The following is a 15,276-nucleotide window of genomic DNA, read 5'->3' as shown; positions in this document are numbered from 1 at the left end:
ACGATCTAGGCCGATACTCTCCGCAGGTAAGAAGGCACCGAAAAGATTTATACATACCGTACGGAGAGTGTAATTTGGCGAAATCCGCTTCCTTGCCCCCGGTCCGGCAAAAACCATGGCCCGAGGCAAGCGATCCCCGCGTGGACGCGCTCGTCACCGACGTGATCGGCCGCATAGCCGACAAATGGACGATGCTGATCCTCGAGGAACTCGCCGGCTATGAGCATTTGCGCTTCACCCAGATCGGCAGGCTCGTCGCGGGGATCAGCCAGAAGATGCTCACCCAGACGTTGCGCCAGATGGAGCGGGACGGGCTGGTCGAGCGCACGGTGCATCCGGTGATCCCGCCGCACGTGGAGTATCGCCTCACCGAGCTGGGCGTGACCCTCGCCGCCGCCTTTTGCGGCGTCTGGCTCTGGGCCGAGGCCAATATACAGCGGATCGAGGCCGCACGCAGCGTATTTGACGGACGTGCTTCTGGCTGACTGCACCGTGCCGCTTCTTCGTCCCACGCGCGCGCTGTCCTACAAGTCGGAAACCCGCTATGCTCGAGGCGAGGTTCGATGGCATTTGTAGGAAGCCGAATCCGCCTCGCGACGACACAAAGTTTCGGGAGGACGAAACGGAATTTCACGTTCGCCGTGAAAATAGTGAAATTTGCGGGCGCGAATCCAACCGGGGGGTAGGATCAGCCCGACTAAAAGGGAGAGGATTGGAATGCCGATCGACCGCCGCACCCTGATCGGGGGCGCAATCGGACTCACGCTCGCGACCGGCGCAAAAGCCCAGGACGCCACCCCCTATGTCCTCGGCACCGGCACTGCCGCCTGGCCGCCGCGCGAGCATTTCAAGCTATGGCCCGGCACGCCCCCCGGCGCACCGACCCCGCTCCCGAAGAACGATTTCACGATCAACGGCAGCTTCAAGGAGTTGTGGTTGCGCGGCGTCTCGGAGCCGATGGTCGGAGTCTACCGTCCGGCCAAGCCCGATGGCCGCGCGGTGCTGTCGATCCCCGGCGGCGGCTATGGCTTCGTCTCGGTCGAGAATGAAGGGATCGACGTCGCTAGGGCGCTGACGCCGCATGGCATCACCGTCTTCGTCCTCGCCTATCGCCTGCCCGGCGAAGGCTGGGCCAACCGCGCCGACGTGCCGTTGCAGGACGCGCAACGCGCGATGCGGCTGATCCGCGCCAACGCCGGCAAATATGGCGTGGATCCGGCAAAGCTCGGCATTTGCGGCTTCTCCGCCGGCGGACATCTCGGCGCCTCGCTGGCGGTCGGCCATGACGATCGCGTCTACGCACCGGTCGATGCCGCCGACCGGCAGAGCGCGCGTCCGTCTTATGCCGGGCTGGTCTATCCGGTCGTCTCGTTCAGCACCGCCGGCCTGAACAGCCGCTCGGCGGGAATGCTGCTCGGCGACAGCCAGGATCCCGCGCTCCTCGCCCGCTACGAGACCAGCGACCGGATCACCGCCGGGACGCCGCCGATCTTCCTCGTCCACGCCGTCGACGACGGCACCGTGCCGGTCGCGCAAACGCTGTTGACGATCGAGAAGTGCCGCGCCGCGAACGTGCCGGTCGAGGCGCATATCTTCGAGAAAGGCGGACACGGCTTCGGCACGCTCCATCTGCCCGCGGACTCGCCCGGCCGCCTGTGGCCCGACGTCTTCGCGCGCTGGACCGCCAAGCACTAGGTCCGTTGCATTTCCGAACCAATTGCGGCAGCCTTGCGCCACAATCGGAGGGGACCCCGAATGCACAGCCAGATTCTCGCGCCCGTCGTGGCGCTCGTCGCTTGGTCGCTCGTCATGCTCGTGTGGATGATGCTGACTCGTCTTCCCGCGATGCGCGCGGCAGGCGTCGACCTTACCAAGCTGACCGGCACCAAGGCCAGCGATGCCGACAGGGTGCTGCCGCCGCAGGTGCAGTGGAAGGCGCACAATTACATCCATCTGATGGAACAGCCGACCTTGTTCTACGCGATCTGCCTCACGCACGCGCTGCTCGGCAGCGGCGACGGGGTCAACGCGTGGATCGCATGGGCCTATGTCGGGCTGCGGGTGCTCCACAGCCTCGTCCAGGCGACCTTCAACAAGGTCGCGGTGCGCTTCGTCCTGTTCGTGCTGTCGACGCTCGCTCTGGTGGCGCTGACCCTGCATGCGGGAATGGCGATCTGGCACTAGATCTCAGGGCGTCTGGAACCCCAGCGCCCTGAGCGCGAGCGGCTGCGCGCGCGGATCGTGCCTGAAGAACAGCCCGCCCTGCCCGCGCGCATTGCCCGCGACATAATCGAGCGTCGCGCTGCTGGTCTCGACCGGGCGCGCCTCCGGGCCGAGCTGCCCCTCGATCGCCACCGCCGCCGCGGTCCCGCTCGCATGGTTGACCACTTCGAACTCGACCACGAATCCCGCGGCGTTGGGCACGATGCGCGTGGCATGCACTTCCAGCGAGGGAAGCTGGTCCGGCTCGCCGGTCAGCGCTTCGCGCCCGATCACCACGCCGACGAACAGGATCGCTGCCAGCCCAAGCCCGGCCGCGATCCACTCGAGCGCCGGCGTCGATACCGGCTGCTTCTTGTTGGGTGCCATGAATGCGCTCCTAAACCACCAGCCGCGCGATCGCCGCGCCGATCGCAGCCGGGAAGCCCAGCACGACCATCGTTCCCGCGACGGCGGACAACGCGTTCCCGTCCACCCGGCCGAAGGTCCACAGCACGTACAGGCTCACCGCCAGCGCGATCGCATAGCCGGGCACGGTGAAGACGAGGAATCGCCGCAGCACGCCATAGCCTTCGGGAGCGTCCTCCTGACCGGCAAAGCCCACCGCGAACACCAGCAAATGGAGCAGCAGCATCGACGCCAGCATCAGCATCAGAGTCTGCCACGGCCCCATCTTGTAACCGATCAGGATCATCTCCTCGGTCGGCGCGACGTTGAAGGCGAGGAACAGCGCCCCCGCCAGCATCAGGAACAATTGCCCGGCATAGCCCGCCGAGCGCGCCGCTTTCTCCTCGTCTTCATCCTCTTCCGGATCGCCCCCGGTCAATTGCTTGCGCGCGATCATAGCGCCGAAGCTGCCGGGCACCGCCTGGATCGCGATCATCCCGACCAGCTCGTCGAGTGCCATATCGGCGGAGAGCAGCCCGAATATTCCGAGGATCGCCGCCGACGAGATCATCCCCACCGCATAAGCGGCAAACGCATCGAGCAAATCCTCGCGAAGGTTCGAGGTCCGCTCGAATCCGCCGAAGCGCGACAGCAAGACCAGCACGAGGAAATTTGCGGCGATGAACAGCAGCAGGCGCAGCGGATGGACGTAGAGCCCGATCGACCACATCTCCATCGTCATCAACAACGGCAACGCGAAGATGATCGCGCCGCCGAACGCCCGCGCGAGGCTATAGGCATAATCGTAATTGGGGCGGGCTGCGGTCATTCGACCTACTCTCACACGCACGCCCGCGGTTCGCAACGGCGCCGTCGAAAGGTCATCCGAACAGCCGCTCGAGGCTGCGTTCGAGCATCAGCAGCTGCCACAAGGTCCGGCCGTGTTCCGCGCGTCCAGCCTTGTGCTCGGCCGCCAGCTTCTCGATCGCCGCCGGTTCGAACCAGCCGGTGCCGGCGAGCACGCGTGATCGCGCCAGCCCGGCCGCCTCGTCGGCCAGCGCGTTGCGGAACCACGCGCTGATCGGCGTCACGAACCCCATTTTGGGGCGATAGAGGATCTCCTTCGGCAGATACGGCTCGAGCGCCTTCTTCATCAGCCACTTGCCCTGCCCCGCCTTGATCCGCAGCGACGGCGGCAAGGTCGCCGCGAACTCGACCAGCCGATAGTCGAGCAACGGCTCGCGCGCCTCGAGGCTCACCGCCATGCTGGTACGATCGACCTTGGTCAGGATGTCGCCGGGAAGCCAGTGCTGGATATCGGCATATTGCGCCCGATCGAGGCCGTCGCGCGCCGGCGCCCGGCGCATCGCGTCGACATAGCGCTGCTCGGCGCTGTGGCCCGCCAGAATATGCTTCGCCGCGCTGGTGTAGAGCCGATCGCGCAGTTCGGGCGTGGTGACGCCGACCGCCCGGGGATAGGCGAACTCGCCATTCTCGGCAAGCGCGAGCAAGGTGGTCTTCGCCCGGAACGCCCGCGGCGCCCAATCCGCCTTGGGATAGATACGGCCCAGGGATCCGAACACATTGGCACGAAACTTCTCGGGCAGCAGCCCACGCATCCGTTCTTCGGCGGCGAAGAATTTGTAGCGGCGATACCCCGCCAGCGCCTCGTCCGCGCCATCGCCCGAGAGCGCCACCGTCACCGTCTCGCGCGCCAGCTCGCACACCCGATAGGTAGGAAGCGCCGAGGCATCGGCGAAAGGCTCGTCGAATGCCGTGACCAAGGTATCGATCAACGCGAAGTCGTCGGCACCCACCCGCCGGGTGCGATGGCTGGTGGCGAAACGCTCGGCGATCAGCGCGGCATGGCTGGTCTCGTCATGCCCCGCCTCGTCGAAACCGATCGTGCAGGTCTTGACCGCAGCCTTGCTCGCCTCGGCCATCAGCGCGACCACCGCGCTGCTGTCGACGCCGCCCGAGAGGAACGCGCCCAACGGCACGTCGGCGATCATCCGCGCGCGCACCGCGGCACGCATCCGCTCGATCAGCTCGACCTCGAGATCTCGGACCTTGCCGGCGGCGCGGTTGGAGAAATCCACGTCCCACCAGCGCACCGGCTGCGGCATGCGCTTGCCGCGCTGGAGCAGCAGGAAATGCCCCGCGGGCAGTTTCTTGACTCCCACCAACAGCGAAGAATCGTCGGGTACATAGCCGAGGCCGAGATAATCCTCGACCGCACGGAAATCCGGCCGCCGCCGGAACAGGGGATGCGCCAACAGGCCTTTGATCTCCGACGCGAACGCCACCGCCCCGTCGGCGAGCTTGGTATAGACCAAAGGCTTCACCCCGAACCGGTCGCGCGCAAGGAACAGGCTCTGCTTGTCGCCATCGTAGAGCGCGAAGGCGAACATCCCGTTCAGCTTTTCGAGCATCCCCGGGCCCCAGGCCCGCCAGCCGTGAAGCAAGACCTCGGTGTCGCTCTCGGTCTGGAACCGTGCGCCCTTCGCCTCCAGCTCGGCGCGCACCTCGCGGAAATTGTAGATCTCGCCATTATAGGTGACGACCACGCTCTGGTCCGGCGTCGCCATCGGCTGGACGCCGCCTTCGAGATCGATGATCGACAGCCGGCGATGGCCGAGCCCCACCCCGGGCGCAGTCCATACCCCTGCCCCGTCGGGCCCGCGATGCGCGAGCGCGTCGCGCATCTGGACGATGCGCGCCGGATCGACAGGTTTCGCTATGGCGGGGTAATAGAGCCCCGCGATGCCGCACATGTCAGCGGCCGGCCATGCGGTCGGCGAACGCGTCCACGGGCCCGAGCGCGCGCAGGAAATCCTCGATCGCCACCGGAGCACCGTCCGGCCCTTGCTCGGCCGATACCAGAACGGCCACCGCGGCCTGATTTCCCCCCAGCAACTTGGTTTTCAGCGTCTCGATCTTCACGCGTTTGTCGCTCCCGGTCAGCGTTCCGCCGACGCGGTACCAACTAACCGTCACGCGTTCCACCCGCGCGGGACCGGTCATGCGCAGCGCGTGACCGCCGGAGAGATCGGGCAGGTCGGCGATGCGCACCCAGCGGTCGTTCTCGCGGATCGCGCCGATGCCGAAGCCGACCAGTTCCTTGCCTTCGTGCTGGCTCGCATAGACCGCCACCGCAAGGTCCACGGCGCGGCCTTGCGCGTCGGCATAGTGGCCGATCAACAAGTGGTCGGCGCCCGGATAATGGGGCGACCATGGCGCGATCGTGCTGCCGCCGACGCGGTGCCAGCCGGCAAGCTCGGGCAGTTCGACTTTCGCCGGCAGCGGAGCCGTGCGCGCGGCGATCAGCCCCGACCAGCCGAGGAACAGGCTCGCCACGGTGAGCGCGAGCAGCGTCATAACCAGGGCATCGGCGCGCCGCCGCACCGGCGTCTGCAGCCGCAGCGGGTCGAACCACGCGGCATCGGGATCGCGGTCGAACCCTTTCCAGCCGATCGCCAGCACCGCCGCCATCACTGCGGCGAAGAACACCCAGCCATAGACGATATGGTCCATCCCCGTCGCCGCCTCGACCGAGGTCCACCATGCGGCATAGATCGTCCCGAAAGCGCGCAGCCCGTTGGCGAGCACCGGCACGACCAACGCCACCGCGAGGAACGCGGCCCGACGACTCCACGAGACGTAGCAGACATTGGCGACGAGCGTGCCGAAGGCGATCATTGCGATCACGAACTTGGCGCCCGAACACGCCTCGGCCACTTCGAAATAGCCGTTCGACGTCGTGATCAGCACACCGTCGACACTGGCCGGCACCCCGAACAGATGGAGCAATGGCATTACCATCGCCACGGTGATCGTCTGCAACGGCGCTTCGAGAAAATCGCCGAACGGTACCAGAAAGACCATGTACGCGATCGGGAAGAGCAGCGCCCGGCTCACATTCGGGCCGAGCACGCTCACGACGGCGCCCTGCACCATCAGCACCAGTCCGGCATGGCGAAACAAAGCGACTCCCGCGGCATCGCCGAGCAACCAGCCGAGCCCGCCGGCGGCGACCACAGCCAGCCCCGGCCACCAGCCCTGCGGCGCCACCAGCGCCAGCCCGCTGCGCCGCTGCCAGACCAGCCAGCCGATCACCGGCGCGATGAACAGGCAATGCCCGAAAGTGGTGTTGGTCCAATAGATCGTCGCGAGATCGCGTGCGTCTTGACGAAAGAGCAGCAACAGCACCGCCCAGGCGCCGGCGAGGATCGCCGCGTGACGCTTCCAGCGCGCGTCGAACTTCGCCGCGCCGCGGGCAAAATCGCTTTGCGGTACCGCCACGGTCATGCGGCCTCTCCGAGGCGCGGCGGGAAACCGACAAACGCATCGAGCGGCGCCAGCCGCGCGTCCCAGCCATAGCGCGCGATCACCCGCGCGCGCGCATCCCGCCCAAGTTCGAGCGCGCTCTGCGGGTCGCCGAGCAGCAAGGTCACTGCCTCGATCATCCCCGCCTCGGTCTCGCCGACGGCAATCGTGCCCTTATGGTCGATACCTTCCGCCGCCGCCGCCGAGGCGACCACCGGCCGCGCCATCGCCATCGCCTCGAGCACCTTGTTCTGGATGCCGCGTGCCAGCTTGAGCGGCGCCACCACCAATGCGGCCGCGGCGAGCCAGCCGCGCACATCGTCGACTTCGCCGGTCACCACCACGCCGTCGCGGCGGGCGAGCGCGCGCACCGCATCGGTGGGGTTGCGTCCGACGATCGCGAACTGCGCACGGGGATGCGCCGCCTGCACCCGCGGCAGGATCGCGTCGACAAACCACGTCACCGCCTCGACATTGGGCCGATAGTCCATCTGTCCGGTGAAGACGATCAGCCCCGGCCCCGCCTCCACCTGCGCGAACGGCGCCGAGGGGTCGAAATGCGCCGTGTCGATGCCGTTCTCGATCGCGTGCGCCTCGGCTCCGGTCGATCGGCGGAACAGCCCGGCTTCGGCCTCGCTCACGAACAGGCTGGCGTCGGCGCGCGCCGCGATCGCCGCCTCGGCCGCCATCAGCAGCCGGGCCTCACGCGCATAGATCCAGCGCATCGGGCCCTTCGCCGCGGTCGCATAGGCAGCGAACTTGGCCGAATCCATGTCGACGAAATCCATGATCACGCGCTGCCCGCCCTCGGCAGGCAGATATTGCGCCATCTGGCTCGAGAAGACGAAGATCGTATCGATCGCCTCGCGTGCCAGCATCTCCGCCACCGCCCGCCGCATCGCCGCGTGGTCGAACGCCGTCAGCGACAGCGGGCGCCCCGACGCCAGCGCCTGCAGTCCCGCCACCGCCTGCGATTTCGACCGCCGCACGATCGCCCGGCTGGCGGTGACCGCCGCCAGCTCGGGACGGTCCATGTCGCGCGGATCGTCGGCAAAGGCGGCGAGATGGACGCGCCGCCGTGCGGCCAGATGCCGGAGCATGTGGAAGCTGCGGATCTTATCGCCGCGATCGGGCGGATACGGCACGCGGTGCGCGAGGAAAAGTATGTCCCCCATCAGCCGAGCCCCTGCGCGATCCACGGGCCGAGCCGGTTCGCCGCCCAGAGCGGCATGCGCTTCCACGCGCGCACCTGCAGGCTGAACCTCGGATCGAGCGGATTGATCTTGCGCGCCGCCACGCCGTCCGGCGCGCGGGTGAAATAGCGGAGCGGCCGGGGCTCGAACCCCCAATTCTTCTTGAACGCCGCCGCGCCCGTCCCCGCCTTGGACCGGCCGAAATCGAAGCGGGTGCACCCGCGTTCGCGCGCGTGGCGCATCAGCGCAAAATACATCGCATCATTGGCGCGCAAGCCCCGCGCCGCATCGGTCCCGCCGCCCCAATAGGGATAGACGGTCCCTTTCCAATACAGGCTCAGCACGCTCGCCACCGCCTCGTCCCGATGCCGCACGGTCAGCAGATCGGCCGCCTCGCCGAACTCGCGCAGCACTTCGGCGAACAATGCGCGCGGAAATACCGGCGTGCCGAGATTGCGCACCGATTCGGCATAGATGGCGTAATGCGCCGTCGCATCGGCGCTGCCCGCATGGATTTCGAGGTCGTTGCCCATCGACCGACGTACCTCGGCGCGCTGCTTGCGCGGGATCGCGAGCAATTCGGCCTCGTCGTCGGCCGCCAGATCGCGCGTGAAACCCAGATAAGTGTCCTCGTCGGCATACCATGCGTTGCCCGGATGCGCGCCCCCGCGCAGCTCGACCGTCGGACAACTCAGCCGACCCGCCAGCGCCCAGGCCGCTTCGGCCAGTTCGGCTACGACAGCGTCATTGTCGGCAAGAATCCCTCCACCGACACCGAACCCCGAAGAGACCAGCGCCCGGCCGAACAGCGGCGAGTGCATCTCGGTCAGCGGCAGCAATCCGGCCAGATCGCCATTGCCGTGCTCGGCGAGCAGATAATGGCTCTTCTGGCCGCAACCGCGCGCCACCGCGACGCTCCACGCCGGCAGATGAAACGGCGAGCCCTCGGGATGCTCCTGCACCCAGGCGGCGATCCGCGCGCACTCGTTCGCGTCCCCCAGGTCGGCGACGCGCAGTCCGATCGGCCGCGCCAGCAGCGGCGCGTTCACTGCAGCCGCTCCGCCTCGCGCGCGGCGATCGCGTCGTACCGCCCCCAATCGTGAGTCGCGATCAAGCGCTCCAGCTTGCCCGCCATCGCGCCCAATCGGGCATAGTGCCTGAGTTTCGACTTGAGCGGCGCATTGGCCACGCGCGGCTGGCCGGGATCGACTTCCCAGGGATGGAAATAGAAAGCCGCCGGCGTCCCCGCCGCGTTGGCGGCACGCACCGCGCGATCGGTCACGCCGTTCGGCAGCAGCCGGAAGAACCCGCCCCCCGCAGTGATCTCGCGCCCCGCGACCTTGGCGATGGTGATCGGCAACTCGACCAGCCCGGCCCCGGCGATCGGCCGGAATGCCGCGCGCGGCGCCTCGGGCCAGCCATAATGATCGTGGCGGATCGGCGCGATGCTCGACGAATAGGAATAGCCCGCCTCGGCGAGTTCGGCATGCGCCCAGGGCGTGCGCTTGTCGATCGAGAAGCTCGGCGCGCGATAGCCGGTCACCCGGGTGCCGCTGGCATCCTCAAGCGCCGCCCGCGCGTCGGCAAGATCGGTCCGGAACGCCTTCGCATCCATCGTGAACACGCGTTGGTGCGCCCAGCCATGACTGGCGACTTCATGCCCCGCTTCGGCGATGCGGCGGATCAGCGCCGGATAGCGCTTCGCCACCCAGCCGAGGGTGAAGAAGGTGCCGTGCACGCCGGCCGCGCCAAACAGCGCCAGCACGCGATCGGTGTTGGCCTCGACGCGATGCTCGAGCCCGTCCCAGTCGTCGCGCGCGATCGTCTTCTCGAACGCCCCGACCTGGAACCAGTCCTCGACATCTACCGAGAGGCCATTGACCAGCATCCGGTCAGGCCGCGTGCCCGCGCAGGCTCGACAGATCGGGCCGGCGCTCGCCGTCGCCGCTCTCGACCCAGTCGACGAGCAGGGTCAGCACCCGGCGCAGCGCCGCATCCTGCTCCTGCAGCTGCTTCTCGAGCTCTGCGATCCGCCGGTCGAGCGCCGCCTCCGCGACTGGTTCCGGCGTCTCCGCAACGGCTTCGACCCGGAGCGACCGCGCCGCGACGGGTTCGGACGGGGTCGGCGTGCCCATCGCCATCGGCGCGATGTCGCGCAGTTCGAGCGGCTCGGCGAACGCAGGGCTGCGCTTCGCCGCCGGTCCGGCCGAATCATTGTCGAGATCGGCGATCACCGCCGCCAGTTCGGGCGCGCCGAAGGTGTCGAGCTGCTCGATCGCGCCGAACAACAGCACCCGGCCGGCGAGCTGGTTGACCCGGCGCGGGATCCCGCCCGACCAGCGATGCATCGCCGCTAGCGCATCGTTGGTGAAGCGCGGCTTGCCGCGCCAGCCGACCAGCGACAGGCGGTGGAGCAGATAGGGCTCGACTTCATTGGCATCCATCGGGGCGAGATGGTGCATCGCGATCACCCGCTGGCGCAACTGCTCGAGCTTGCCGTCCTGCAGCGTCAGCCGGAATTCGGGCTGGCCGAGCAGGAAGATCTGGAGCAGCGGATAACCGCCGGCCTGGAAGTTGGAGAGCATGCGCAACTCCTCCAGGCTTTCCGCCGGCAAGGCCTGCGACTCGTCGATGATCAGCAAGGTGCGGCGACCGTCACGTGCTACTGCATGCAGGCCGTGCTCCACCGCCGCCAGCATCGCCGCCTTGCTCGCGCCGGTCGCGTCGATCTCGAGCCCGGCGCACACTGTCTGGAGCAGATCCTCCGGGCGCAGCTGGGTCGAGACGATCTTGATCACGTTGAGGCGCTGCTCGTCGATCTCGCCGAGCAGATGCCCCATCAGGGTGGTCTTGCCGACGCCGGGATCGCCGGTGATCACCACGAAGCCCTCGCCCTGGCTCAGGCCATAGCCGAGATAGGCCATCGCCTTGCGATGCGTCGCGGTGTCGAACCAGAAGCGCGGGTCCGGCGTGAGCTGGAACGGCCTGCCGCTCAGTCCATAATGATCGTCGTGCATCTGCATGCGTCCCTCAGAAACCGTAGCGAAGACCGACCAATGCCTGCGCCTGCGCGGAAGCATTGTTGTCGCCTTCCCTGTCGAAACCGAACAGCCCGAGCGACGCAGTCGCCCCGAGCGGTCCGAACATGTGCGTGTAGGCCGTATTCGCGCCCCAGCCGAGAATGCCGCCGGCGTTGGCGAGATCGCTGTCATAATAGCTGCCGAACACGCTGGTGCTGATCGATCCGTTGCGGCCGACGTCGCTCGACGCGAACATCTGGGCATAGACACTCTCGTCCGAGGTGCCGTCGATGCTGACCCCGCCCACGCTCTGCGGCGTCAGGAAGGTGCGGCGCGCATAGCCGCCGCCCACGCCGATACGGGTGCCGCCGCGGTTGAGCACCGCCACCCCGGTCACGCCGCGGGCGCGATAGGCCGAAGTGACGGTCGATGCGAAGACCTGGTTGAGGCAGCCGCCTGCCGCGGCGCCGGTGGTGCCGTAGATGCAGCCGCCGAACTGATTGCCGAACGGATCGGTGGTGGTGAGGAACGCCGTCGGCAGCTTGGTGAGCTGGCCGTTCAGTTCCTGTCCGAAGGTCTCGACGCTGTCATAGACGCCGATCTGCACGCCGCTGCCGGGCCCGATCTGATAGCTCGCCGATCCGGTATAGCTCATCGAGCCATAGCGGCGGCCGGCGCGCGCCTCGAGGAAGGTGCGGCGGCTCGGGCGCCAGATTACCCCTGCGTCCCAGAAGGTGCCGTCGAAATTATAGGCGAGCCGGCGCGGCGAGGCGGGATCGGTGACGAAGCGGCCATTGCCGTCGATCACCGGGCGTCCGCCCGCCATCAGCGCATCGCGCTGGCTGACTTCGATCTTCTCATATCCGACGCCCGCGGTGAGCGCGACGCCGCGGCCGACCGGAACCACCACATCGCCGCGGGCGAACTTGCCTTCGAAGCGCTGGTCGAGCTGCCCGGCATCTTCGCGGGTGAACGAACCGCTGGCGGTGACGCCGACCGGGAGGCCCTTGCCCGATTTCACGCCGACGCTGGCGGTCGCGACATGCACCGTCGAATCGTCATAGCGATCGAGCGGCGGCGCACCCGCGGGAACACCCGTGCCGGCATTGGGCGCCTCGACCTTGGTGTAGCCGAAGCGATAGGCGGCGTTGACGAAGGCCGGCCCGGCATGCGTCGCGAGGCTCGGCCCGGCATAGGCCGAATAGACCTGGCTGCTGTTGCGCACATTGCCCTGCGCCGTGCCCAGCGCATCGCCGCGAATGTCGGCGCGGCCGCGCGCGGCGATCGCGCCGCCTTCGATGGTCAGCTCGGGGGTGATCTTGGCGCGCGCCTGGACGAGGCCGCTGTGCATCGAATCGTCCGCCAGATCCTTGTCGTACGAAAAGCGGTGTTCGTATTGGTAGCTGACCTGCACCTCGACGCGGCGGCTGGTGACCTGCGCATCGATGCCGGCGCCGACCGTCGAATAGGTCAGCAGGTCGCCACCCTGGTTGAGGTCGGCGACGAGCACCTGGCTCGCTTCGATATAGGGTGTTACGCGCGTGCGTTGCGCATGCGCCGGTGCCGTCGCGCAGACCAGCGCAACCGCCGCAGTCAGAACAAGCCGGGTCACTCGCCCGCCTCCCCATAATAGTTCCCGAACCGGCGTCCGCCGGGCTGGAACGAAACCGAATTGAGCAGCAGCTGGATCTGTTCGCAGCCGTCGAGGACATTGACCGCCTCGCGCAGATCGCTCTCGCTGGTGCGATCGGCGCGGACGACGAGCATCGCCTGCCCGGCGTGCATCGCCAGCACCGAAGCGGGCGAAGCCGCGAGCGCCGGCGGCGAATCGAAGATCACGATGCGGCGCGGATTGGCCTTGGCCAGTCCGTCGAGAATCGCCCGCGCGCGGTCGCTCGCCAGCAATTCGGTATCGCCATTGGTCCGCGTCCCCGCCGGCAGCACCGAAAGCTGCGGCACGTCGGTGTCGATGATGCAGTCCTCGACATCGTCCACGGCACCGGCGAGCGCGTCGAGCAGTCCCGGTCCTTCGGCCAGCCCCAGCCGCCCCAGCACGTCGGGCTTGGCGAAATCGGCGTCGACGAGCAGGATTTCCATGTCCTTCTCGGCCGCCATCGACAGCGCGAGATTGATCGCGCAGAAAGTCTTGCCCTCGTCGGGATGCGCCGAGCAGACGAGAATCATGCGGGCATGATCCGCCGCCTTGGCACCGTCCTTCGCCGACACCGCGCGCGCGGTGAGCAGCAACTGGCGCTTCACCATGCGGAATTCTTCCGCCAGCGCCGTGACGCGGTCGCCGGGTACGAGCATCCCGCCTTCGCGCAGCGCGATGCGGTCGATCTGCGCCTGCCTGCGGCGGGTGCGCGGCGCCGAGTTGGCGGGCTGCGTCGCGGCAATCTCGACCACGGGCGCGGCTTCGGCAACGGGCGCGACCTCGATCGCAGGCACAGCCTCGACCGGCGGCAGTTCGGGCGCCAGCTCGGTGAGCGTCAGCGGCTCCTCCTCGGGCACCACGATCGGCACCGCCGGCGTCGCCGGGCGCAGATAGCCATATTGCTCGGCTGCCCGCTCGAGCAGCGAGCCACGATAGCGGCGCGGGGTTTCGTCGTTCATGTCAGGCCCCCATTCCGCGCTGGACCATCTCGAGCCCGAGCAGCCCGACAAAGGCGACCGCCAGCCCGGCCAGCGCTCCCGCGAACAGCCGCAACTTCCGCCGCCGCATCTCGATCTGCGCCGCGCTCAGCACTTCGGAGATCGAGCCGATCACCGGCATGCCGCTGGCTTTCTCGAGCCGCGCCGCAGTCGGGAAGGTCGTCGTCAATTTGTCGAGCCCGAACGCCGCGGCGACGCCCGCGCCCAAGCCCGCGACCAGCACCGCGACCAGCAGCAACGGCCGGTTGGGCTTGGTCGGCGCGCGCGGCAGCGTCGGCGGATCGACGACGTTGAACTTGACGGCATCGGTCTCGGTCTGCGCCTGACTGCGGATGCGCACCTGCTCGCGATCCGAGAGCAATTTGTCGTACTGGTCCTTGAGCACCTGATATTCGCGGTCGATCTGCCCCTGCTCGGCGGCGAGGCCGGGCGCCTGCGCCATCTTGCCCTCGAACTGGGCCAGATCGTCCTCGATCCGATCCTTGCGCTGGGTCAGCGCCGCGACGGTCGCGGCCTTGTCGGCTCGCATCGACTGAAGGCTCAGATAGAGCGGGTTCGAAGCCCCGGCCGCGCCGCTCGCCACCGGCTCGGCGCGTGCGGCGGCCTGCGCGGCGGCAAGCTGGCTGCGCAGCGCGATCATGTCGGGATGGCTGTCGGTCCAGCCGCGGCTGCGGCCTTCGGCAAGCTGGCCCTGGATCGCCGCGAGCCGCGCCCGCGCCGGTCCGGTGACTGCGCCGCCCTGCCCGGCCACGTTCGCCGGCGTTCCCGCCATCTGGCCGTTGACCGCGCTCAGCCCGCTCTGCGCCGCCGCGAGGTCCGACTGCACCTGCGCCAGCTGCGTCCGCGCCGCGCCGATCCGGTCGTTGAGCGATCCGGTGCCCGGCAGCGAGCCGAGATAGCGCGCCTGGAAATCGGCCTTTTTGGCCTCGGCTTCCTGCAGCGCCTTCTGGCGCACGTCGAGCTGCTGATCGAGGAAGCGCAGCGATTGCCCGCTGGCGTCGCGGCCGTCGGCGAGGTTTTCCTCGACGAAGATGTCGATCAGTTTCTGCGCGATCTGCTGCGCCAGCTTGCCGCTCGGCGCAGTGACGGTGATTTCGAACAGATTGTCCTGCTGCGCGGTCAGCTTGATCGCCTTTTGCAGCCCGGCGATCCGGTCGGCCACGTCGGTCGGGCTCGATACCGTGCGCGAAAGGTCGGTGCCGCGAACTACCTTGTCGAGATTGACCGCCGAGGTCAGCGTCTGGCGGACGCGATCGATGTCGCGCTGCTGCTGCGCCGCCGAGGCGGCGCCGTCGGTCGGCAGGATCTGGCGCAACTGGACGAAGATTCGCGCGCGCGATTCATAGCTGTTCGGCATTTGCGACACGACCAGCCAGCCGGCGAGGCACAGCCCCCACGCCACTGCCAGCGCGATCCAGCGCCGCATCCAGATCGCGTGAAGCGCTGCGCGCACTTCGTCGAAGAGACTTCCCATGCCC

General features: G+C 68.0%; 14 protein-coding genes. 3 read left to right on the top strand and 11 right to left on the bottom strand.

What is annotated here, in order from left to right; translation table 11 throughout:
• Nucleotides 1–74: 74 nt before the first annotated feature.
• The 3 genes from Q9Q95_RS03465 (at nucleotide 75) to Q9Q95_RS03455 (ending at nucleotide 2,184) form a co-directional block, all read left to right on the top strand.
• Complete coding sequence (locus Q9Q95_RS03465; protein WP_306093867.1) at nucleotides 75–485, top strand: helix-turn-helix domain-containing protein; 411 nt, start codon at nucleotides 75–77, stop codon at nucleotides 483–485.
• Between the two features lie 232 nt (nucleotides 486–717).
• A complete protein-coding gene (locus tag Q9Q95_RS03460; RefSeq protein WP_306093866.1) occupies nucleotides 718–1,695 on the top strand; it encodes an alpha/beta hydrolase in 978 nt (325 codons plus the stop codon).
• Nucleotides 1,696–1,755: 60 nt separating this feature from the next.
• Nucleotides 1,756–2,184, top strand: a complete 429-nt coding sequence (locus Q9Q95_RS03455) for an MAPEG family protein (protein WP_306093865.1) — start codon at nucleotides 1,756–1,758, stop codon at nucleotides 2,182–2,184.
• Between the two features lie 3 nt (nucleotides 2,185–2,187).
• On the opposite strand, the gene Q9Q95_RS03450 is transcribed toward Q9Q95_RS03455, so the two are convergent.
• From Q9Q95_RS03450 to Q9Q95_RS03400, 11 genes are read right to left on the bottom strand one after another with little or no spacing between them, the layout of a single operon-like run.
• Nucleotides 2,188–2,589 carry a hypothetical protein gene (locus Q9Q95_RS03450; protein WP_306093862.1) on the bottom strand — a complete coding sequence of 134 codons (402 nt, stop codon included), beginning with the start codon at nucleotides 2,587–2,589 and terminating at the stop codon, nucleotides 2,188–2,190.
• 10 nt (nucleotides 2,590–2,599) lie between these two features.
• On the bottom strand, nucleotides 2,600–3,436 hold the full coding sequence (locus Q9Q95_RS03445; protein ID WP_306093860.1) for a TIGR02587 family membrane protein: 837 nt from the start codon (nucleotides 3,434–3,436) through the stop codon (nucleotides 2,600–2,602).
• A 52-nt stretch (nucleotides 3,437–3,488) separates the two neighbouring features.
• On the bottom strand, nucleotides 3,489–5,381 hold the full coding sequence (locus Q9Q95_RS03440; RefSeq protein ID WP_306093858.1) for an XrtA/PEP-CTERM system amidotransferase: 1,893 nt from the start codon (nucleotides 5,379–5,381) through the stop codon (nucleotides 3,489–3,491).
• Between the two features lies 1 nt (nucleotide 5,382).
• A complete protein-coding gene (gene xrtA / locus Q9Q95_RS03435) occupies nucleotides 5,383–6,915 on the bottom strand; it encodes an exosortase A (protein ID WP_306093857.1) in 1,533 nt (510 codons plus the stop codon).
• Entirely contained in the window at nucleotides 6,912–8,108 is a 1,197-nt protein-coding gene (locus Q9Q95_RS03430) for a TIGR03087 family PEP-CTERM/XrtA system glycosyltransferase (protein ID WP_306093855.1), read from the bottom strand. Before Q9Q95_RS03430 ends, xrtA begins: the two co-directional genes overlap by 4 nt.
• A complete protein-coding gene (locus Q9Q95_RS03425; RefSeq protein ID WP_306093853.1) occupies nucleotides 8,108–9,175 on the bottom strand; it encodes a FemAB family XrtA/PEP-CTERM system-associated protein in 1,068 nt (355 codons plus the stop codon). The genes Q9Q95_RS03430 and Q9Q95_RS03425 overlap by 1 nt, the downstream gene beginning before the upstream one ends.
• Nucleotides 9,172–10,014 carry an XrtA system polysaccharide deacetylase gene (locus Q9Q95_RS03420; RefSeq protein ID WP_371876674.1) on the bottom strand — a complete coding sequence of 281 codons (843 nt, stop codon included), beginning with the start codon at nucleotides 10,012–10,014 and terminating at the stop codon, nucleotides 9,172–9,174. The genes Q9Q95_RS03425 and Q9Q95_RS03420 overlap by 4 nt, the downstream gene beginning before the upstream one ends.
• A gap of 4 nt (nucleotides 10,015–10,018) precedes the next feature.
• Nucleotides 10,019–11,143 (bottom strand): AAA family ATPase, encoded by a 1,125-nt coding sequence (locus Q9Q95_RS03415; protein WP_306094677.1) that lies wholly within the window; start codon nucleotides 11,141–11,143, stop codon nucleotides 10,019–10,021.
• Between the two features lie 13 nt (nucleotides 11,144–11,156).
• Nucleotides 11,157–12,758, bottom strand: coding sequence for a hypothetical protein (locus Q9Q95_RS03410; RefSeq protein ID WP_306093851.1), 1,602 nt, complete (start codon nucleotides 12,756–12,758; stop codon nucleotides 11,157–11,159).
• On the bottom strand, nucleotides 12,755–13,759 hold the full coding sequence (locus tag Q9Q95_RS03405; RefSeq protein WP_306093849.1) for an AAA family ATPase: 1,005 nt from the start codon (nucleotides 13,757–13,759) through the stop codon (nucleotides 12,755–12,757). The genes Q9Q95_RS03410 and Q9Q95_RS03405 overlap by 4 nt, the downstream gene beginning before the upstream one ends.
• Nucleotide 13,760: 1 nt before the next feature.
• Nucleotides 13,761–15,272, bottom strand: coding sequence for an XrtA system polysaccharide chain length determinant (locus Q9Q95_RS03400; protein ID WP_306093846.1), 1,512 nt, complete (start codon nucleotides 15,270–15,272; stop codon nucleotides 13,761–13,763).
• Between the last annotated feature and the right edge of the window lie 4 nt (nucleotides 15,273–15,276).

The organism is Sphingomonas sp. DG1-23 (genome assembly GCF_030730875.1).
Taxonomy (GTDB): Bacteria; Pseudomonadota; Alphaproteobacteria; order Sphingomonadales; family Sphingomonadaceae; genus Sphingomonas.
This window is presented reverse-complemented; position numbering and strand designations above follow the sequence as displayed.